Source organism: Desulfitobacterium hafniense DCB-2 (assembly GCF_000021925.1).
GTDB classification, from domain to species: Bacteria; Bacillota; Desulfitobacteriia; order Desulfitobacteriales; family Desulfitobacteriaceae; genus Desulfitobacterium; species Desulfitobacterium hafniense.
In genome coordinates, this window is the sequence record NC_011830.1 from 3,699,842 (window position 1) to 3,720,770 (window position 20,929).

General features: G+C 47.7%; 20 protein-coding genes. 3 read left to right on the plus strand and 17 right to left on the minus strand.

Annotated elements, in window-relative coordinates:
- Positions 1 to 56: 56 nt before the first annotated feature.
- Entirely contained in the window at positions 57 to 422 is a 366-nt protein-coding gene (locus DHAF_RS17300; RefSeq protein ID WP_005810991.1) for a helix-turn-helix domain-containing protein, read from the minus strand.
- A gap of 284 nt (positions 423 to 706) precedes the next feature.
- On the opposite strand from DHAF_RS17300, the gene DHAF_RS17305 reads away from it, so the two are divergent.
- Both DHAF_RS17305 and DHAF_RS17310 read left to right on the plus strand, forming a co-directional pair.
- Positions 707 to 1,561, plus strand: coding sequence for a GGDEF domain-containing protein (locus DHAF_RS17305; RefSeq protein ID WP_015944613.1), 855 nt, complete (start codon positions 707 to 709; stop codon positions 1,559 to 1,561).
- A 126-nt stretch (positions 1,562 to 1,687) separates the two neighbouring features.
- Entirely contained in the window at positions 1,688 to 2,950 is a 1,263-nt protein-coding gene (locus DHAF_RS17310) for a sigma-70 family RNA polymerase sigma factor (RefSeq protein ID WP_005810987.1), read from the plus strand.
- Between the two features lie 96 nt (positions 2,951 to 3,046).
- Here the strand turns inward: DHAF_RS17310 and DHAF_RS17315 are convergent, their stop codons facing one another.
- The 6 genes from DHAF_RS17315 to DHAF_RS17340 all read right to left on the minus strand — a co-directional run bounded on the left by DHAF_RS17315 (position 3,047) and on the right by DHAF_RS17340 (position 9,988).
- Positions 3,047 to 3,898 (minus strand): dimethyl sulfoxide reductase anchor subunit family protein, encoded by an 852-nt coding sequence (locus DHAF_RS17315; protein ID WP_011460250.1) that lies wholly within the window; start codon positions 3,896 to 3,898, stop codon positions 3,047 to 3,049.
- A gap of 14 nt (positions 3,899 to 3,912) precedes the next feature.
- Positions 3,913 to 4,389, minus strand: a complete 477-nt coding sequence (locus tag DHAF_RS17320) for a 4Fe-4S dicluster domain-containing protein (protein WP_005810983.1) — start codon at positions 4,387 to 4,389, stop codon at positions 3,913 to 3,915.
- A 75-nt stretch (positions 4,390 to 4,464) separates the two neighbouring features.
- The gene (locus DHAF_RS17325; protein WP_011460252.1) at positions 4,465 to 6,801 is read right to left on the minus strand and encodes a molybdopterin-containing oxidoreductase family protein; all 2,337 of its coding nucleotides are present in this window, start codon (positions 6,799 to 6,801) and stop codon (positions 4,465 to 4,467) included.
- A gap of 148 nt (positions 6,802 to 6,949) precedes the next feature.
- Entirely contained in the window at positions 6,950 to 8,125 is a 1,176-nt protein-coding gene (locus DHAF_RS17330; protein ID WP_005810979.1) for a YncE family protein, read from the minus strand.
- A complete protein-coding gene (locus DHAF_RS17335; protein WP_011460254.1) occupies positions 8,112 to 8,786 on the minus strand; it encodes an ABC transporter ATP-binding protein in 675 nt (224 codons plus the stop codon). Before DHAF_RS17335 ends, DHAF_RS17330 begins: the two co-directional genes overlap by 14 nt.
- Before the next feature lie 2 nt (positions 8,787 to 8,788).
- Positions 8,789 to 9,988, minus strand: coding sequence for an ABC transporter permease (locus DHAF_RS17340; RefSeq protein WP_011460255.1), 1,200 nt, complete (start codon positions 9,986 to 9,988; stop codon positions 8,789 to 8,791).
- A gap of 406 nt (positions 9,989 to 10,394) precedes the next feature.
- Here DHAF_RS17340 and DHAF_RS26150 point away from each other — a divergent pair, with 406 nt between their 5' ends.
- Positions 10,395 to 10,541 carry a hypothetical protein gene (locus DHAF_RS26150; protein ID WP_015944616.1) on the plus strand — a complete coding sequence of 49 codons (147 nt, stop codon included), beginning with the start codon at positions 10,395 to 10,397 and terminating at the stop codon, positions 10,539 to 10,541.
- Positions 10,542 to 10,738: 197 nt separating this feature from the next.
- On the opposite strand, the gene DHAF_RS17350 is transcribed toward DHAF_RS26150, so the two are convergent.
- The 10 genes from DHAF_RS17350 to DHAF_RS17395 form a co-directional block, all read right to left on the minus strand.
- Positions 10,739 to 11,230 carry a hypothetical protein gene (locus tag DHAF_RS17350; RefSeq protein WP_011460257.1) on the minus strand — a complete coding sequence of 164 codons (492 nt, stop codon included), beginning with the start codon at positions 11,228 to 11,230 and terminating at the stop codon, positions 10,739 to 10,741.
- Positions 11,231 to 11,326: 96 nt separating this feature from the next.
- The gene (locus DHAF_RS17355) at positions 11,327 to 13,111 is read right to left on the minus strand and encodes a methyl-accepting chemotaxis protein (RefSeq protein WP_005810968.1); all 1,785 of its coding nucleotides are present in this window, start codon (positions 13,109 to 13,111) and stop codon (positions 11,327 to 11,329) included.
- Between the two features lie 308 nt (positions 13,112 to 13,419).
- Complete coding sequence (locus tag DHAF_RS17360; protein WP_015944617.1) at positions 13,420 to 14,295, minus strand: methionyl aminopeptidase; 876 nt, start codon at positions 14,293 to 14,295, stop codon at positions 13,420 to 13,422.
- A 40-nt stretch (positions 14,296 to 14,335) separates the two neighbouring features.
- Positions 14,336 to 14,680, minus strand: a complete 345-nt coding sequence (locus DHAF_RS17365) for a helix-turn-helix domain-containing protein (protein WP_015944618.1) — start codon at positions 14,678 to 14,680, stop codon at positions 14,336 to 14,338.
- Between the two features lie 135 nt (positions 14,681 to 14,815).
- On the minus strand, positions 14,816 to 15,634 hold the full coding sequence (spo0A, locus tag DHAF_RS17370) for a sporulation transcription factor Spo0A (RefSeq protein WP_005810961.1): 819 nt from the start codon (positions 15,632 to 15,634) through the stop codon (positions 14,816 to 14,818).
- 297 nt (positions 15,635 to 15,931) lie between these two features.
- On the minus strand, positions 15,932 to 17,191 hold the full coding sequence (gene spoIVB / locus DHAF_RS17375) for a SpoIVB peptidase (RefSeq protein ID WP_015944619.1): 1,260 nt from the start codon (positions 17,189 to 17,191) through the stop codon (positions 15,932 to 15,934).
- Between the two features lie 206 nt (positions 17,192 to 17,397).
- Positions 17,398 to 19,065: a DNA repair protein RecN gene (gene recN, locus DHAF_RS17380; protein WP_005810958.1), complete on the minus strand. Its 1,668-nt coding sequence runs from the start codon at positions 19,063 to 19,065 to the stop codon at positions 17,398 to 17,400.
- Between the two features lie 30 nt (positions 19,066 to 19,095).
- Positions 19,096 to 19,548 carry an arginine repressor gene (gene argR / locus DHAF_RS17385; RefSeq protein WP_005810957.1) on the minus strand — a complete coding sequence of 151 codons (453 nt, stop codon included), beginning with the start codon at positions 19,546 to 19,548 and terminating at the stop codon, positions 19,096 to 19,098.
- Positions 19,545 to 20,126, minus strand: coding sequence for a tRNA 5-(aminomethyl)-2-thiouridylate-methyltransferase MnmM (gene mnmM, locus DHAF_RS17390; RefSeq protein WP_005810955.1), 582 nt, complete (start codon positions 20,124 to 20,126; stop codon positions 19,545 to 19,547). Before mnmM ends, argR begins: the two co-directional genes overlap by 4 nt.
- On the minus strand, positions 20,119 to 20,925 hold the full coding sequence (locus tag DHAF_RS17395) for an NAD(+)/NADH kinase (protein ID WP_005810952.1): 807 nt from the start codon (positions 20,923 to 20,925) through the stop codon (positions 20,119 to 20,121). The genes mnmM and DHAF_RS17395 overlap by 8 nt, the downstream gene beginning before the upstream one ends.
- Positions 20,926 to 20,929: the final 4 nt, after the last annotated feature.

Below are 20,929 nucleotides of genomic sequence, written 5' to 3' on the forward strand. Positions count from 1 at the left end.
TTTCCTTTATTCTTATAGACGTAAAGAGCGGGGAAAAACTGTTTCCTGCGGTTGCCTTATTCTCTTGTTTCATAAACTTTTTCTTTAAGTTTCTGAAGTCCGATATACTCAATTACAGCATGACGTCCGATATTATTTAAGGAGAGTACTTCCGTTAAAAGGCGTCCGGTTGTATAAGCTCCCACCACAGATTGATTCAATGCGTCAATCCCTTGCCGGCATTCCGTTCTGCCTAAAAGATAATCTGTTGAAACATCGTAAAAATCAGCCAATTTAATAATTGCCCGGGTCTGAAGATCACATTCTCCCTGCTCACATCTGGAATAATGCTGTTGGGTTGTGCCAATAACTTCCGCAATATCCCGTTGCCTCAAATCTTTATCTTCGCGAAGCCCGCGGATTATTTCATAGGATTTTTTCATACTCTGCCCCTTCTACATTTTGTTCGTGTATAAAATAATATCACACACATTATTGATGTATTGACTTAAATCCATGATTGATGTACAATATCCCAGAATACATTTATTATGTGTAAATAAGGGGCTTTTTATTCATGGTTACCAGCCTTGTGAATCTATGTTTATATTTATATAGAATGTATCGAAAAGACCAGAATAGTTTGCGGATTACATCAACCGATTCTCAAAATGACGCGCATAGGCGCGTCATTTCCTTATACTCCGGAGAGAAAGGTGAATAACAAATGGTTTTTAACACTTTAGCAGAAGCCTTAACCATCATTCAGGCACTGGAATCGGCAAATACATCGATTTGCATTACCGACACTGACCATAAGATCATTTATGAGAGCGCGAAGAGCGGGTATAAGCTGAATCTCTCCTCTGATCATCTTAATAAGCTCGACACTGGCTTCTACCATTCTGCCAATGCTGCCTTCAGAGTTCTGTTAAGTGATAACTCCCTCACTACCATAACTACAATACCCGTCCTCATTGCCGGCAGACCTTATTCATTGGAATTCAAACAACTTATCCGGCAAAATACGTATTTCAGCCTGGAATCTTACCACTTCGAAAATTTATCCATCCATCAAATCAAGGAAATGGCGATCACGGACTCCCTTACCAAACTTTATAATCGCCGCTATATCGACGAACGGCTGCCTATTGATATACAAAGTTCTTTTGAACTGGCTCGGCCCTTAAGTATTCTCTTTATAGATATCGACTATTTTAAAAAGATCAACGACCAAAATGGACACGCGGCAGGGGACCAGGTGCTTCAAAAGCTGGCTCTGCTCCTGCAAAAGCAGCTCCGCAGAGGAAGCGGCTGGGTTGCCCGGTACGGCGGCGACGAACTCCTCATCTGTCTGCCCGGCAGTGGCAAAAAAGTCGCCAGAAGCATTGCCAACCGACTCAGAGAAGCAATTGAACATTATCCCTTTTATTTTAAAGGAAAAGCCATAAATATTACCTGCAGTATAGGCGTCCAGACGATCTTCAAAGATTCCGGAGTTGTCAACATCGCGGAGTTGATAGCTATGGCAGACAATAATCTATATCAGGCCAAGAACGAGGGACGTAATAGAGTGTACTAATTTTAAATATAAGTTATAATAACACTAAGGAGTCAGATTTGACTTTCGGCTTTGAATTGTAATTTCCTAGCTTATTGGCTATTATAATATTCGGTTCAATCATTACATTTTAAGGGGTGAGGGATAATGTCTACAGATTTAGCCGAACAACCATTTAAATTCGATGATGTTTTCATGCAATATTATCCCTGCATCTATAATTTTATTCGCTGGCTAATCCAGGACGAAGATTGCGCCCAGGATTTAGCACAGGAAACCTTTTTGCGTGCCTTCGTTAATCTTGGCACAAGATCAGAGCATAATCTTTCCCCTTGGCTGCATACCATAGCCAGGAATCTCTGTCATGATTATTGGCGTAAAAACAAACGCAGGGGCGGCAGAGAGCTGCTGCTTCAGGATGCCTTCGAGTGTGAAGATGAATCTTCCAAGCCACTGGCGGCCATTGAAAATAAAGAGACAGCCAAACAAATCTATAAGATTTTAAATCTATTGAAAAGTGAACAGCGAACCGCACTGCTCCTCCGCGAAATCGAAGGATTGTCCTATGACGACGCTGCCAGAGTTATGGGAATCAGCGTGTCAGCCTATACCTCTTTATTGAATCGGGCAAGAAACAAGTTCATTAAACTGATCATGACTCCTTATACAAAGATAAACAAAGGCCTTTTCACTCCTAAAGAATACACAGTCTTATACCGCTGGTTCGGCATCGATGCCTGGCCGGAAGACCCGGAACAGGAGATCGTCCATAAGGCTAAGCATTACTTTGATAACTCTGCCCTCTCTTTTGATGAGTTCAGGAATTCTCTTTACCCCTTTCACCTGGATCAGGCTATTTTAAACAGAGTGCTCAATAAGGACCCCCAAATCATTGGGGATTTCGGCTCAGGAACCGGACAGTTTACACTGAAGGCTGCTTCCTCAGTAAATCTTGAAAAAACCTACGCCTTCGACATCTCACCGAAGATGGTTGACTTCTCCCAACAGCGTTTTAAGCGCGAAGGTCTCCGCCATATCCAGTGCTTGCCTGCGGATTTAAATTCTATCCCTTTGGAAAGTGAAACCCTGGATATCGGGTATTGCCTGGTTGTGCTTCACCATCTTTACGATCCCGGTAAAGCGATCAAAGAAATGACCAGAACCCTTAAGCCTGGAGGTCAGCTGATTATCGGCGATTTTGGTTCTCACAATTACAATCTGTTTACCAAAAACAACAAAGATCTATGGTCCGGCTTCAGCCCGGACCAAATGACCAAATGGTTCAATGAAGCCGGCTTGGAAAACATCGATATCAGGGAAGAAAAGGACTGTATTTTTAAGTCGACAACACAAGCAGGAGAACTTGTTAAAATACCCCTGCTTATGAGCAGTGGTATCAAAAGAGCCTGATCAACCCTTGTCTTATTAATAACAATAACCAACAACCAAGAAGGTGTTCCCTTCAGAGTTGTTGGTTATTGCTTTATTATTTTGCCCTTGGCATTCTTAAAACCAGGGATAGAGCGCCATGGTCGAAGCGTAAAACAAAATTCGTCCCGAAATCTCGCCAACCAGAACACCGGCCAAACCGAGGCCCAAAAGGGCCGACCTTCCCTCGGCTTGCAAGGCCAGGCCGACACAGGCTGCAGGCACAAGGACGCCTAAGATCGCCCGCACGTAAAAGACCGGCGATGAAAACATGCCCAAGGCCACAGCGGCCTGTTCAGCGGAATTACCAGCCATAGCGCCGGAACCGGATAAAACCAGCAGCCCGGCGGCCAGGGCGGCCATAGCCACCATCGAAAAACTCTTGATGCCCGGTGCCACCTCTTTATCCTTACTTCTGCCCAGGCAAAAGAGGACGGTGAAGGTTCCCAGCACAACGGCGGTCAGCAGGAACGCTCCCGGCGTCGTCCAACTGTTCCAAGCCGGCCGGGCGGGCAACATGTACACCTTGCTGCTCACCGCGACAGCGGCCAGCCCGACTACACTCACCCCAAGGCCGGCCAATTTACGCACTCCGGCCTGATCGGCTTTCTTCCACCAGATGTAGCTGTAGGCCAGTGCCAGGAGAGCGACCAAGGCAAAGAGCAGCACTTCCAGACTGAGAGCCGCTGTTCCTAAATTGCTCAGAGCCGTCACCGCCTGCCAGGGCTGGCCGAGATGGAAGACGGAAAAGAGGAGACCTCCCCCGACGAGAGGCAGGGTCATCATACCGGCCGGCCGCAGGAATTTCTCCCTGCCCCCGGCCACCAACTTAGCAAAGAAAAATTCTACGACTGTCAAAATGAGGGCGATTCCCACCGCCCACTGAGTCAGCACGGTAAACAAGACCAACGGGATTTCCCAGTTATGCATATCCGATTCCCTCCCTAATTTTTATGCGGCTTGGCCGGATTGATGAGGATCGATGGTTTGGTGACTTCCGCCTTCGGCGTAATGCCGGGAATCTCCCGCACGCCCTGATAGCGGGCCTCAAGCTCTGCCAGATCGCCGACGATGATGTTACCGCCCGGGCAGGCCTCAGCACAGCGCGGCATCAGCCCTTGCTCCACCCGTTCTTTGCAGTAGCTGCACTTGCTGACCTTTTTTTCCACCGGATCATATTGAGGTGCGCCGTAGGGGCAGGCGTAAGTGCACATCCGGCAGCCAAGGCATTTGGCGTGATCCTGGTAGACGATGCCGTTTTCCAGGCGCGTGTAAGCGCCGGCCGGGCAATTGAGCAGGCATTGCGGGTCCTGACAATGATTGCAGGCCATGGAAATGTTGACATGGGAAGGGGGATTGTTCGTGTCCAACTGACGGACGCGGCGCCAGCTCACGCCCGGCGCGGTTTTTTGCTCCGACATACACGCCACTTGGCATGTCTGACATCCATAACATCCCTCACTATTGATATAAAAGCCGACTTGTCCCGACATTTTTTAGCCCTCCTTTCGTACTTGAACCAGTGTATTGTTGCAGCTTTGGCCGCCGCTTAAATGTTCGACAAAATCGCTGGTGATATAGCTGCTGCTGCCGCCTTGCTGCTCCCACCAGCCGTTCTCCGCCGTTACGACACCCCGCTTGATATGGGCGCTGACATTGGCTTTGCAGCGGTGCTGGCCCCGGTCGTTGTAAAGGATGACCCAATCGTCGTGGGCGATCCCGCGGGGGCCGGCATCGTCGGGATGAATCATCACGTGAGGAACATCGGATACAGCTTGGTTCAACCACTGCAGGGACCCGAAGGTGGAATGGATGGTACGGTTTGTTTTGCGTTGGACGCAGGCCAGAGGATATTTGGCCGCCAATTCCGGATTCCCCTTGACGCTCTCTTCAGCGCGGATATAGGCGAGCATAGGGTTGAACCCCTTCTCATGCCAATCGTAGACGAAGAACTCCGCTTTCTGGGTCGGCGTCTTGAAGATCCCGTTCTCAAAAGGTATATAGACCTCCGGCAGGGGATTGATGCATTTCTTTTCCAGCAACTCTTCATAGGTGATCCCTGTGGGCTCCAGGACGGCTTTGATATGCTCGGCCACCGGCTTGTCGAAAGCGTCGCCGAAGCCCAATCTTTTAGCGAGCTGGGTAAAGATCCACAAGTCATCGTGGGCCTCGCCAGGCGGATCAACGGCTTTTTCCATCAGCTGCACGTAATGGCTGCGGGAAGAAGCGAGGACATTTTCACTTTCAAAGATGGTGGTACAGGGCAGCACGAGATCGGAATAGAGAGCGGTGGACGTCATCAGGCTATCCACTGTGACCACAAAGGGAATCTTCTTCAGGGCTTCTTTTACCGCGCCCGTGTTAGGGTTTTGGGTCATAATGCTGCTGGTCATGGTCCAGAGAAACCCGATCTTATTGGGCTTATCTTCCAGGATATCCCGGCCAAAGCGTGCTCCCCGCACCGCGCCGAACTCGCCTTGGGGCTTGGGCGAAGGGATGGCATTGCCCACTTTGATAGAGGTCGTCACCCCGCCGGCGTCGCAGATGCCATTGCCGCGGCCGCCGATGTTCCCTGTCAAAACCGCCAGATACATATGCGCCGCCGCCGCGTAGGACCCCCACTCCGTGCGCTGGAAGCCGCCCATATTCTGGATGAGCATAGCCGGCTTGATGGTGGCATAGTCCCGCGCCATCCGGATGGTCGACGCAGCGGGAACATCGGTCTCTTTCTCCACTTCTTCCGGGGTCCAGGGCCGGCATTCATCCGCCAGGATATCGAATTGGGTCTTATATTGACTTGCCCAGGCTGTGTTCCTGACCGTCAAAGCCGGAACAACACCGGGCCCATCATGCCGGGTAATCTGCCCGCTTGCTTCGTCCAGAACCAGGAAGGAAGTGGGATCTTCTTCGTCCTCAAGGGCAGGCTTGCCGCTCGTTTCCGCGACGAGGAAAGGCAGACTGCTGTGGGCGCGGATGAAATCGGCATCATACAGGTTTTCCTCGATGATGATCTTGATCATCCCCAGAGCCAATGCCGTATCCGTGCCGGGAATGATCGGCACCCACTCATCTGACTGAGCTGCCGTCTCGCTGAAGCGGGGATCGACGGTGACCATCTTAGCCCCCTGAGCCTGGGCCTCCTGGTACCATTTAAAGTAAGATTGCATGGTGACGGCGGGATTGTTCCCCCACGCCAGCAGATAACGGCTATCCCGAATCGAATCCCGCGTATCTTCGTAACGGCTGCCGAAGATGGGAGTCATGCTCCCGGTGACAGCCTGACAGCAGAGGGAACCGACAACGGGGGTAAATCCGCCCAAATAATTGAAGAACGATGCCGCTACAGCGTTGCTGAGAGAGCCGAAGTTACCGGAAAAGGAACGCAGGCAGATCCCTTGATTGCCCAGTTCGGCCTGGGTTTCTTTAATTTTTTCCACGATCAGATCCAGGGCCTCGTCCCAGGATATCTCTTGCCAACGATTGGAGCCTTTTTCGCCATCCCGCAGCATCGGCATCTTGATCCGCTCGGGATGGTTGACCCATTGGGTTCGGGCCAGACCACGCAGGCAGGCGACCGTTTCATCCGCTTCGCAGCTCTCCACTTTGACAAGTTTTCCATCCACCACGTAAGCTTTCAGATTGTGATGCAGGCATTCCATGGTACAGCTGGACGTGAAAATCTCCGCCTTGGAGATATCGGCGGGAGCCGCCTCCACATCACCGGCCAGTGTCGTCAACCCGATCCCTCCGCCGATAGCGGCGGTAGTGGCTACCGCACCAGTCGTTTTGAGAAAAGTACGTCTGGAGATACCCTTCTTTTTTTCATTTTCCATGTTCTTTCCCCCATTCCTTTCTTTCCACACTTTTGGTTTTATCCAGATAAACGTTAATCGACCAGGTCCCCTTTCCTTTTTTCTCTTTAAAAATGCATTGAATACCGGATTGACCAATTGTCCAAGGTTACCGAGCCACCCTTGTCGGCTAAAACTGCCGATGATCACTATAAACAAGTGCTCTGGGTGTCACACCGGCCTGCAGGGTTTCCAAAATCTCATAATCACGGGTATCCACTACAAAAACAGTACCTTCCAGCAGGTTGGCAATGTAAGCCTTATCCCCAGCTTTGGAAAGCGCCAGATCACCGGGCTGGCCGCTTAAGAGACACTGACCCGTAACCTGGCCTGTCTCCGTATCCAGCCCGACTAATTTCGCCTCTTTTTCAGTAACAACATATAAAATAGTGCCATCCGGGGAGGAAGCAATGCTTACCGGCTTCTCACCTACTTTAACCTTGTCCGTCTTACCACCTCCCTTCAAGTCCATGCTTAAGATCGCATCATTAATATCCAGTTCATTGCCGGCAGCGGAAATATAGAGTCGGGAAGCCGAGCCGGCAAAAATCATCTCATTAATGCCAAAGGCAGCATCATAGGCCTCCACCTCTTTTCCTTCCTGCAGATCGATGACTGCTATATCCCAGGTGCCCATATTCCCTACATAAATCTTGTTCTCCGCTTCATCAAGAACGATAGCCGAGGGTTTGCGGCCGGCGCCTAAGGGCTCTCCGAAAATATCATGGCAGCAGTCCGGCGGCTCCATCCTTTCTTCGAAGCCACATGTATTTAAAGGATAGAACCCTACCATAGAGCGGATTTTCAGATCGACACTACTCACCCTGTTGAGGTAATAATCCAGGACATAGAGCCTATCCCCGGCTGAGTTAATCGCCATCGCCACCGGCTGATTGCCCATGGCAATCCTGGCTTCTATCTCCCCGGAAACGGTGCTTATCCTGTACACATCACCAGAGCCGCTATTGGCTACATAGACATAGTGACCATCGGGAGATTGTAACAGAGCAATGGGTTTGGCTCCCACAGGAATTTCCCTGACCGTTTCACCGGTTGCCAAGTCGATGACCGCAACCTGATTGGTTGTATACTGACAGACATAGAGCGCTTCCTCAGGCATCTTCTTCGGCTCGCCGGCAGGCTCATTAGATGGTTCCTCAGCAGGAGCCTGAGCCTGATTCTGAATCTGAGCACCGGTCCCCGCTCCCTGAACCGGTTCCCCAGTGCCGGCCGGTTGGGCGCAGGCGGTCAAGGTTAAAGAAACAGCTAACAGCAATAAGACAATGATCCTGTTATATCTGCCCATTCTCCACAAGCCTTCCTTCTTGCATAAGATAGCGTTTAGTCGCTTTTTCAGCCCATTGGGGATTATGAGTGACCATAACGACAGCACCACCGCCCCCCACAGCCCCGGTCAAAAGAGCCATAACCTTCCCTGCCCACATCTCATCCAGGTCATTGGTCGGCTCATCTGCCAAAATAAGCTGAGGATCATTGATTAAGGCCCTGGCTACAATCAGCCTGCGGCGCTGCCCCACACTGAGCTGGCCCGGCAGAAAATCCCGTCTTGAACTCAGCCCCAGCTCTTCCAGATAGCGGGAGATTTTTGCTTCATCCGGCTTCTTCCCCTTGCCAACACTTTGGGCAAACCGCAAGTTGCCTTCCACGGTTAATGCTTGCAAAAGATTGGTTTCCTGAAACACAAAGCCGACAAGGTCTCCCCGCAGCTCTGTCACCTTGGTATCCGGCAGGCTGCTCAGGTTCTCATCCTTTAAGAAAACGTCCCCGCCGGTAGGCCTTAACAACCCGCACATAATGTACAGCAGTGTGCTCTTGCCCGTGCCGGAGGGGCCTTCGATGGCCAGAAAATCACCTTTGTCCACGGTGAGGGAAACTTCATTGATCGGGCAAACCACTTCACCCATCGCATAGGTTTTACTGACTTTCTCCAGTCTGCAAAGAGTCAATTCTAATCCACCTCCCCTCTGGCAATTGCTTCCTGCGGATCAAGCCGCGAACTCTTCCATGCGGGATACACTGAGGCTATGAACCCTAAGAACAAAGCGACGAAGATTCCTAACAAACCGCTTCCCAAGGCAGAGCTCCAGGACCACTGACCCATCGGCAGGCCCAGGGAACTTCTCAGCGCCGTTAAAATCGAATTGACTCCCAGCACACCGGCAATGCTGCCTGCTGCACCCCCTGCCCCTGCCAGCAGCCATGCTTCCAGCAGGATGAGTTTGAAGACCTCTGTCCTCTGCACTCCGATGGCTCTAAGCAGTCCGATTTCCTTTTTTCTTTCCCGGACCAGAGCACTGAAGCGACCAATGAGTGCTAAGCAGGCAACAAAAAACAGGGCGAGCCAAAGACCGAGTATCAGCCTCGTGACCATGAGTAGTTGTGTTCTCATAGCCGAGACCATTTCACTGGTAGCCACGGCTTCCACGGCAAGCTCCAGGCTATTTATATCTTCAGCCACTTGAACCGGATCATAGCCCGTGGAAGTCTTAATCAAAACTGCCGAAATAAGCTTTTCCGGTGCTTCTTTCTTCCACAGGCCCTGAAGGTAGGGACTATCCTGGGCTAACTCTCTGGCAACATTGATGTTAATAAAGATGGTCTCATCCATACCGCTCCCTGTCGGGTATAAGCTGCCTGCCACCGTGAACACTCCGCCTAATACTGAAGCTTGATTACCCAAAAAAGCCGGAATGTTGCCGCCGATAATAACCTGGTCATCCGCTAAAGCCTTAAGATTGTGTTCGCTTAGCCAAGGTTCTAAAATAAAATCCGTCGCCGGATCATACCCTACTAAACGGGTCGCCCCACCTATCGAACAGCAGCTCTGATCGAGAGTTTGGGTAAAGAACTGGGAAGTGAGCTGCTCTATCCCCTTGACTTGCCCAATTTCCCGGGCGACCTCCTGATTCATATAAATATTAACGGGCTCAGCCGTAAAGATCGTTTGAAAGGCATCGGCGTTGCTTTTATTAGGTAAAACGATAATATCTGCTCCCAGCCGGTCATTGGATAGCTTTAACCCCTCCTGTAAAGTGAATAGTACGGAAAAAGTCAGCACAAAGGTTAATACCGTTAACCCGGTGATGGCCATTGTGAGCACAGATTGTCCTTTGCGGCGTACGCTGTTTTCCCAGGCCAGAAACCACATTTTATTCACCCCTCCTCGTTAAATAAATCACAAATCTTCATTCTTTTGTCTCAGACCTCACTCCTCAATCCAGTAAAATGCTCCTCTTCAAAAGTTAATTTGAACTATGTGTTACTTATATAAACGCTTTCAATTCAAAAACCTTTCGCTTTTTCACACGGGAAAAAAATATTTTTCACCTAATTTTATTTTAAAATAATATTTCCATATTGTGGCAATTTCTATAAAAGTTCATAAGCTATAGTATCTTCACACAAAGGAGGAACTCAAAATGGCATTAGGCACTGGTTGCGCAGGCGGTTCTAATTTCGGTGCAGGTATTGCGATTATTGTGGTTATCATTCTGTTGTTAATTGCCTTAGGAATCGTATTCTAAAGAAAATCTAAAATATTAGGAGGTAAAACTATGTTCGGAATGGGTAATATGGGAATGGGCGGAGCATGTTGTCCTCAACCTGTTATGCCAGTCAGCGGCGGCATGGGTGCAGGGGTCGGCGTAGGCATTATCGCTATCGCTATCTTGATTCTTATTGCTTTGGGCGTAATCTTCTAAAAACCGGTAGAGGGAGCATGGCAGAGCTACTTTCAGGGGTAGCCGGCCATGCTCCTTTTTCTCCACTTTTCCATACTTACCCCAAATTCGGAATCGCTTACGAATTTACAGCTAATCGGGCAAAAAGAAGCAGCCCAAGGTTCAAATGCCCTTGGGCTGCACTTCTGTACAGGACTCATAGCCTACACTTTTGTTTCTTATTCCGGCTTTAAACGACGCTGGTAATAGATAAAGACCGGCAGAGGGATGACGATCCAGCCAAAGCTTTTGATCAAGCTGTTTAAGGCCCGCTCCCTGGATCTGTTTTTCTCATCATTCACCATGGTCTGGTAATCTGCCTTGAGCTGTTCTTCGCTTTTTTCCACAGCAGGGGGCGTGGTTTCCGTTGTCCCTTTATCGTAGCTCTGGTTCCGTTTATATTCTTCGAAAGACATATAGTAACTCTGGGGAGCCAATAGATCCGCCACAGCCATAAAGGCCGCCACACTGCCCCCGATAGTCATCATCAAGGTAGCAAACAATATCAAATAGGTGTATACAGTCTTAATCATTCCTTTTCCCCTTTCCTTTTGCTCGGATGGTTCTTCATTCCGATGTTGTGAGCGCACTGCTAAGGCAATTCCGGCAATAACCAAAACAAGGACTATTAGGGCTATTCCTAAAACCATCATTAACGAAAATCCCACCACTATTTCCCCCTCCTTTTTTCCATAGTATCACGACTTCTGTTTATTAGTATAGACGATCAAGAGGAAATCTTTCTTCTCCTTCTTTCAGACATTAATCTAAATTTTAAATTTATCGATATACTGTTTCAGATCTGTCACGGTAGCCAAATTATTTTCTGAATTGCTTTTAATCTCCTTCATATGGTTCAAGATCATTTCGGTTTGCTGGAAAATCCCCTCAATGCTTTCGGCACTTGCAGAAATACTGCCGGAAACCTCGCCTGTTCTTGTGGATACTTCATTGGTTGACGCGCTGATTTCCTCGGAAGTAGAACTTAATTCCAGCATGATGGCATTGATATGTTTGGCATCACTGGCATACTTCGCCCCTACACTTACCATGTTGTCATAATTAGCGAGCACATCTTCTTCAATAAACACCAGAACCTGCCGGATATTGTCCACCAGTTTATCCACGGAAACAATGACCTGACGAGAGATCCCTTCGATTTTTTGCACGGTCAAAGCCGTACTTTCCGCCAGTTTTCTTATCTCATCGGCAACAACCGCAAACCCTCGGCCGGCTTCTCCGGCTCTGGCGCTTTCAATGGCAGCGTTTAAGGCCAATAAGTCCGTTTGATCGGCAATGGCGTTTATCTCACTTAAAAGGTGAATCATTTCCTCTACTTTTTTCACTTCGGATATGGCCTGTTCCACACCGGAACGGGTTGTATCGTAAATTGCCTTAGTTTTTTTAATAGAATGGTTGGAATCATCCTGTAGTTTTTGCGCCCTATCACTTACCTCATGGGAAGAAACAGCCCCTTCTTCTGCTCTTTGGGAGATGGAGGTCAATGCTGCATCAATCTCCTCAATAGCCCGGGTGATTTCGCCGGTAGAGGCTGCCACCGCTTCCATCAATTCATTGATCCTGGCGGTCTTTTCCGCCGAATCCTGGACAGTATCTTCTACCCGCCCTGCCAAAGAATTGAAATCATTGGCTTGTTGCGTCAGATCTTGTACACCGTTTTGGGCGCCGCTGATAAAATTTCTTAACTGAGCGGACAGTTCATTGAGGGTTTTCGCCAGCAAGCCGATTTCGTCCTGAGAAGTATGGTTGATTTCCTGTATGTAAATCTGCCCGTTGGCATCTTTTTCGAAGGCCTTGACCAGGGCGTTGAGAGGATCGGAAATTCTCCGGCTGATTTGTAAACTAATGACTGCCAGAATAATCAAGGCAGCGACAGTAATCAGAACAGATACCATGACGATTTGCCTGAGATGGTCCCCTAATTCCTGATTTTTCTCCTCTATCAAAGCATCAATCGTGTCCACATAATTCCCCGTGCTGATTACCCAGTTCCAGGGCTGAAATTCTTTGGAATAGGCTCGTTTCGAGCTGAGTTCGTTTGTCCCCACATCATTGGGTTTTTCCCACATATAGTCTGAATACCCGCCGTTTTCATTTTCCTGAGCCGCCTTGAGCAGCTGTTGGATCAACTTGACTCCGTTAGGATCGGTCAGCTCCCGGCGATCCGTTCCTTCCTGATCCGGAAGCATGGGGTGGGCAACGAGAATACCATGAACATCATCAATCCAAAAATATCCTTCGCTCCCATAGCGCAGTCCTTTGACTGCCTTTTTAGCCGTTTCCTGGGCTTCTGCTTCTGTCATCAGACCCTCTTGGAATTGTTTATAATAAAAATCCACAAGATGGACCGCGGTCTCCACTTCGCTTTTGATCACATTATCGTAATCATCATACAGCATTTTTTTTATGGATTGTCCCTCCAGCTGATTCCAGCCTATCAGACTGACAATGTTATAAGCGCCGAACAGCCCGATTAAAAGACCTGAAGAAATTAAAAAAGATAATAGTATTTTGTATTTAATTTTTTTCACACTGTTTTGCCTCCCTTTTCACAAATACTGTTGCAGGTGTTTCTTAAATAATGTTGCGTTTTGGCTTAATTTCAGAAAAAACAAGTAACTATTGCCAATTGATCTATCTTATTATAACTCTTTAATAATTTTTATAAAATAGCGTTCTAATTAAATAAATGTAATATTTTTTTATAACTTTTATTTAATAAAAACTCTCCTTACACACAACTAAGGCAATGGCTGAGGGTGCACCTACACTGCAAAAGGGGACCGGGACAGGAAAAAACGGTGGCTTCAATCTGAAACCACCGTCAAACTATGCTGCTTTAATACGTCAATATTTCGCATCCTGTATCCGTAACAAGAACTGTCTTTTCCCATTGGGCAGAGGGCTTGCCATCGGCTGTATAAACCGTCCAACCATCGTTTTGGTCGAGAACTATTCCTGCCTTGCCCATATTGATCATCGGTTCTACAGTGAAAATCAGTCCAGGTACAAGCAACATTCCTGTACCTCGTTTAGATACATAGCCCACCCATGGATCTTCATGGAACTTTTCCCCAATACCATGTCCGCCTATCTCTTTCACAACAGTATAGCCGTTCTTTTTGGCATGGTCATTCACCGCTTGCCCCACATCACCAAGAAATCCCCATGGTTTAACCTCTTGCACTCCCAGCTCAGTGCATTCTTTTGCCACCGTGACAAGTTTTCTTTTTTCAACAGAGACTTCACCAATACAAAACATGCGTGATGAATCTGAATAAAACCCCTTGTAGAGAGTGGAAACGTCAATGTTGACTATATCCCCGTTTCGCAGCCTTACCCCCCTTGATGGGACACCGTGACATACTATGTCATTGACAGAGATACAACTACTTTTTTGATATCCCTTGTAGTTCAGGGTTGCAGGTATTCCGCCCAGTTCCTTTGTCTTGTTATAGATGAGCCGATCAAGCTCTTCGGTAGTTACACCTTCGACGACAAAATCCCCTATATAGTCCAGCAGGGCTATATTGATTTTACTGCTCCCGCGGATGCCCTCAATCTGTTTTTGGTTTTTTAGTAAGCTGCGGTCCGGTATCGCATAGCCTTTCGCGGCATAGCTTTTAATTTTTTCTTCTATGCTGGCATGACACTTTTTGTACTTTTGCCCGCTGCCACACCAACACTCTTCATTCCTGCCTAATTTGTCTGACATGAAGTCCCCCCACCTTAAGAAACTAGAATTAAACAACCATTTATCCCTCTGAAACCGGTATATCCGGCGAAGATTTGCGGAATTGGCTCGGAGAACATTTGAATGCGGCTACAAAGGCTCTTGTCAATGATTCGGATGAGGAATAACCATACCGAAAGGCAATTTCCGTTATTTTATCATTGGTATTGGCCAAATCACCAGCGGCGGCCTTAAGCCTGCACCGGGCCAGAAATTGCTTATAGGTCATGCCGATATGTTCGTGAAACTTCGCCGAACAATAATAGGGGGAATAGCCCACATATGCCGACATTTCTGTCAAGGTTGGATTCTTGGCGATATTATCCTCCACCCATTTGGCCATTGCTTCGATTGTCTGCACAGACATTGCCCTCACTCCCACCCTATTTTACTAAAACTATCCGTCAGATACCTGATATGAGTTGCAAACTTTTACCCACTATTTTTAACCATAAAAACACCCTCCCAATCAATAGTCTTATTGATAAAAAGGGTGATTTATTTACAGCATTTTCGCCATTCTTAATTTATCCGCCACCATGGCGATGAATTCAGAATTGGTGGGTTTACCCCTGTCCACATTGATGGTATAGCCGAAAAAGCGATTCATAAATTCGATATTGCCACGGTCCCAAGCCAGCTCAATAGCATGGCGGATGGCCCGCTCCACCCGGCTGGGAGTGGTATTGTACTTTTCCGCAATCATGGGATACAGTTCTTTCGTCACAGCTCCCAGGAGTGATACCTCCTGAACCACACAGACGATTGCGTCTCTTAAATATTGATATCCTTTAACATGAGCGGGAACACCCATCTGATGGATCATACGGGTTACTTCAACTTCGAGATTGCGTGTATTCGCACCAAGGGCCGAAGAAGAGGAGGTCGCTGCAATGGGGGAGGCGGTTGCTGCACCATTTCCCGGACTCTCATATTTTACTAAAGGAATAAGTCCCTGCAGTTGGCGGATTCTTTTGCCTAATGTTTCCAGGTCAAAGGGTTTGAGAATAAAATAATCTGCTCCCAGTTGAACAGCTCTTTGCGTCATATTTTCCTGCCCAAAAGCAGTAAGTATAATCACGCGAGGTTTCTTAATATCATCCTGGAGTTTTTCCAAGACTCCCAGACCATCCAAATGGGGCATGATTATATCCAGGATCACCAAGTCAGGCTGCTCACGGTAAATCAGGTCTAAGGCTTCGTTACCATGGTAGGCAATTCCTACCAGTTGCATATCCGGCTGGCGTACAATATACTCCTTTAAAACCTCAACAAACTCCCGATTATCATCGGCTAATAAAACTCTGATGGGTTTTTGCATAAAAAATGGCTCCCCCTTGCACGAACATGGTTAATCTTTCGACAATTGCACGTTTATTTCCTGCTATAGGCAGATAAAATTACAATTGCAGCACGATTACTCTTAATTCTCCCTTTTTGTGAAAAAATTAAGCAGCTTATTACAGTATACCACTTGAAATCAACTATTCAATAGCCCTTACCTGATTTTGCCATAATTCAGTCAAATATTCTATTATTCGACACAAATTATTTTAAAGAAAGACTTCCATTGAGACCGCCGTCTCAATGGAAGTGCCAAAACTCATTGTTAATTTAGTTATGCTACTTCTTTTTTATCGATTATATCAGCGTCCTTAAGCATATTCTGAATGAATACACCATAGCCACGGGAAGCATCATTGACAAAAACATGAGTAACCGCTCCAATTATTTTGCCGTCTTGGACGATAGGGCTGCCTGACATGCCCTGAATAATCCCGCCCGTCTTCTCCACAAGCTCCGGATCGGTTACTTTAATGACCATATTCTTGCTGTCCGTACGATTGTGCATAATCCGTTCTATCTGTACATCGTACTCTTCAATTCGTTCTCCCTCTAATACAGTATAGATTTTGGCAGGCCCTTCTTTAATTTCTGATTCCCAGCCTACGGTAATCGGTTCCTGGAAGTAAGGATTCTTGATCTCCCCCTCTAAAGAACCAAAAATACCGGACACGGTATTCTTCTCGATATTACCTGAGAATTTCGACTGGTTAACGAATGAGCCAATCTTTTCTCCGGGATGTCCTCGTTTTCCTTTCTCAATAGCATAGATTGTCGAAGCTACCACATTGCCGTTAAGAATCTCGATCTTTTGATTGGTATCCACATCATTGATAACATGACCTAAAGCTCCGTATTTGTGATTTGTGGGGTCGTAGAAGGTTAGGGTACCGACACCTGCTGCTTCATTTCTTACATAGAGACCCACACGATGGCGGTTGGTCTCCGGGCAATAGACTGTTGACACCCTCTTTTGCATAGTCTGACCGTTGTGATTTAAAAGAATTTCTGAGAACCCTTGCTTTTCGCCGGCACGATGGATGGCATTGGCTACATCCTGATCACTGTTCATTTCGCGACCGTCAATTTTCAGGATGATATCCCCTACTTCGATTCCCGCTTCTTTAGCCGGGTACACTAATTTCCCCTCCTGGTTCTGCACTGCGGCTTGACCAACTACCATGACACCTTTAGCCTGCAGGCTTACTCCAATTGATTGTCCACCCGGTAAAAGCTTCAGCTGCGGCATGACTTGGATGGCACTGGATTTAAAGGGAATCAGTCCGAACAGTTTGTAAGTGACCTGGACAATTTCAGACTTTCCCGTATTGGCAGCCATGATCGCGTCCGTTTCGGCAGCTTTTACTTCTTCTGTAACTATCAGGCTGGACAAGATTCCCGTCAGTTGGGGAAGAGCGCTCTGACTGGATTCTTGGAGTACCGGAAACTGAGCTACCTGATGGAGTGTTGGATTAAGACTGAGAAAGGTACAGAGAAGAACACTGGCGAAGACCATGGCTCTCTTCGTTTTCACTCTCTTATCACCCTCCGTCTTTTTGTCTCCCCATGTTCTTCCTTTCTCCCTATGCTATTATTTTTTTCGGAATCTAATAATAAATTAACCATTGCGATTTCTTTTCATCCTGTCAATTCCGTTCTGAATTACCAAATAAAAAAATAGAAGGCCAAATTCACCTTCTATTCTATAAAATCTCCATAATAATTCATTTCTATAAGAGATTATTGAATTTTTTTCCTGAGTTTGCGTGCATGCTCCAAGGCAATCGCTTCTTCATCGCCGCCCAGCATGCGGGCTAATTCATGGATTCTCTCATCTTCTGTCAAATATTGAATGCGGGTTCGTGTTCTTTCATTAATTATTTCTTTTTGGATGCCAAAATGATGATCCCCAAAAGCGGCCACTTGAGGGGCATGGGTTATACAAAAAACCTGTTTGCCCTCAGCGATCCTGGCTAATTTTTCTCCCACCTTCTGAATAGTGCGTCCACCGACACCGCTGTCCACTTCGTCAAAGACAAAGGTACCCACACTTTCAATTTTTGAGAGCAAGCTTTTCATAGCCAGCATTAAGCGGGACATCTCCCCACCGGATGCTACCTTGGCCAGAGGTTTAAGGGGTTCACCCACATTGGCGCTGAAATAGAATTCAGCCTGTTCGGCTCCCCCTACCTGAGGTTCTTTCAGGGCAGTGAAATGAACCTGGAAACTGCTTTTTTCCAGCCCCAAATCGGCACATTCTTTTTTTAAACCCTCCGCCAGCCGCTGGGCCTGAACTGCCCGGACCCGGGATAGTTCCTTGGCTTTTTCCGTATAATCCCGGCGGGCTGCTTCCTTATCCCGGCGCAAATCCTCCAGCTCGCCCTGAAGATGGGTTATGGTATGAAGTTCTTTCAACATCTCTTCTTTGGTTTGGAGAACCTCCTGGACCGTGTGCCCGTATTTTCGCAAGCGCTGCAACTGGATTAAACGCTCTTCGATTTGGTCTAAACGGCCGGGGTCAAAGTCAAAGCCTTCCCGGTAAGACATGACCTGAGAGGCTAAATCTTCAATCATATAATAAATGGATTCGATGGGCTCAAGCATCGTGCTGCACCCCTCATCATAGCGGAAGATTTCCTGCAAGGCTTTTCTGCTCCGTCCGATTTGATCAAATGCGGAGGATTGCCCATTGCCTTCATATAAAAGGGAATACACTTCAGTAATATTTCCCATGATCTTTTCCGAATTGACCAAACGCTTCTTTTCCTGTAATAAGGAGTCCTCTTCATCCCCTTGAGGATCAACCGCGGTGATCTCATCGATTTGATAGCGCAAAATATCTTCACGCCGCTCTCTATCCGCTTCACTGCGCAGAAGCTGCTGTTCCCGCTGGAGAAGACCGCGATAATTTTTGGCTGATTGATTCACCTGCTTAAGAAGCTCCAGTTGCTGCTCTCCCCCAAAGGCATCCAGCAAGCCGCGATGACTGTCCGGATTAAACAGGGATTGATGTTCCATTTGACCGTGGATATCCACTAAACCTTGAACTAAGGTGCGATAGAGAGTTAAGGGGACGGTTCTTCCTTGAACACGGCAGATATTTCTGCCGCTGCGATTGATTTCACGGGAAAGAATCAGCTGGCCGTCCTCAACGGGATAACCGGCTTCAGCCAGACCTTCGAGAACCTCCGGGGGACATTCTTCAAAAATTCCCTCCACCAAAGCTTTTTCCAGACCATGACGAATAAAATCCGTGCTGGCTCTGCCTCCGAGCAATACCCCAAGAGCATCAATAAGCATGGATTTACCTGTACCCGTTTCTCCGGAAAAAATAGTTAATCCCCGGGAAAAGGATAATTGCACGGCTTCCATCAAGGCGAAATTTTCTACATGGATTTCTGTTAACATATCAATCCATCTCCCCTTTGACCAATGACCCTATTGCATAAGCTTAGCGATGCGTTCCCGGACGCTGGGTACGGCACCGGCTGGCTTAACCACTAAGAGAATGGTATCATCACCGGCCACTGTTCCAATCACTTCTTCCCAATTGCTGTGATCGATTAAACTGGCCAGAGCCTGGGCATTCCCGGGAATGGTCCGCAGCACCACTAAATTCTCGCTGTCATTCACCGTAACCACAGTTTCTCTCAGCCGCCTTTTCAGCCGGTCCGGTGTGCTGAGAGGCTGAGCCGTCCCCGGAACAGCATAACGGTAATCATCTTCTGAAGTGGGAACTTTGATTAATCCCATTTCTTTGATGTCACGGGATACAGTGGCCTGGGTGACATCAAAGCCTGCCTTCCTTAATAGCTCAGCCAGCTCTTCCTGGGTATGAATCACTTGATTATTAATAATTTCTTGGATTTTCATCTGGCGACGGGTCTTCATTCGGTATCCCCCTTATTCTTCTGAACCAAAATCCAGTATGGTGCATTAGGGAGTTGGTTGATATACTCTCCCCGCAAGACACTATACTTTCGGCGCGGCAAACAGCTTAAGAATTCTTCCACTGCAGCAGCTTCTTCCAATCCGCCGGGATGACCGCGATACACCGTAAGAGCGATGACACCGCCTTGGCGGAGCAATTGGAGTACGGCTTCCAGGGCCGCAAGGGTTGAGGCGGCCTGGGTGGTAATCTCCTGACTATGTCCCGGCAAATATCCCAAATTAAACATAGCAGCCTGGACAGGGTCTTGAACTTTTTCCAGCAACCGACCATGATCCCAATGATACAGATGAACACGCTCTGCCATTTGCTGTTCCTTGAGCAGCCGTTGGGTTTCCTGAAGGGCGACCTCCTGAACATCAAAGGCATGAACCCTTCCTTCTGCTCCCACCAACTGAGCAAGAAACAAAGTATCCCGCCCCCGGCCGGCTGTGAGATCCAAAGCAATATCTCCCGGCTGGATGCTTCCCCTAAGTATAGTCTTCAGAAACCCTTGTATATCTTGAAGTCGATTATTCATGCCAACGATCCTTTAATTTCTCCCGCACCACACGGGGGAAACTCCTTTTCCCCAGACGGATTAGTAAGGCATTAATGGGAGCCCGTTTGATAACGACCTTTTCCCCATATTTAATAGCCGTCCGATGATAACCGTCAAAACTGACGATACACTCCTCGCCGCGGACCAAGCTGATTTCAATATTTTCTTGATCAGAAATGACCATCGGACGAGCCGATAAGGAATGAGCCGCCAGAGGAGTCAGCAAGATAGCCTCTACATTAGGACTCATAATCGGTCCCCCTGCAGATAAAGCATAGGCAGTAGAGCCTGTAGGGGTGGATACAATCAAGCCGTCGGCCGGATAGCTTACTGAAGGTTCTCCCGTCAGATTAGCCTGCAAGGTAACCATAGCTGAAGCAGGTTCTCTCAAAAAGACCACATCGTTTAATACGTCGAAGGTCTGGTCTGCATCATTCACAGTCGCCGTGAGCATAAGCCGTTCCTGAATACTATAGTCATGATTCGTGATCTTCTCTAAAGCGTCAAAGATCTCGTTTCGTTCAATTTCACAAAGAAATCCCAGGCGGCCAAGATTGACACCCAGAACAGGAATAGCATAGGGAGCCGCCTCCCGGGAGGCTTCCAGCAACGTCCCGTCCCCCCCTAAAGAGATGAGGAAACCCACTCCTTGAGCAGTGATCTTTTCCCAATCGGTATAAACATCCCACCCACGTTCTGCAAACCAGTGAGTGATCTGCCCGGCTAAGGTTATAGCTTCAGGTTTACTGTGATTAATCCACAAGCCGACTCGATCCACAGCT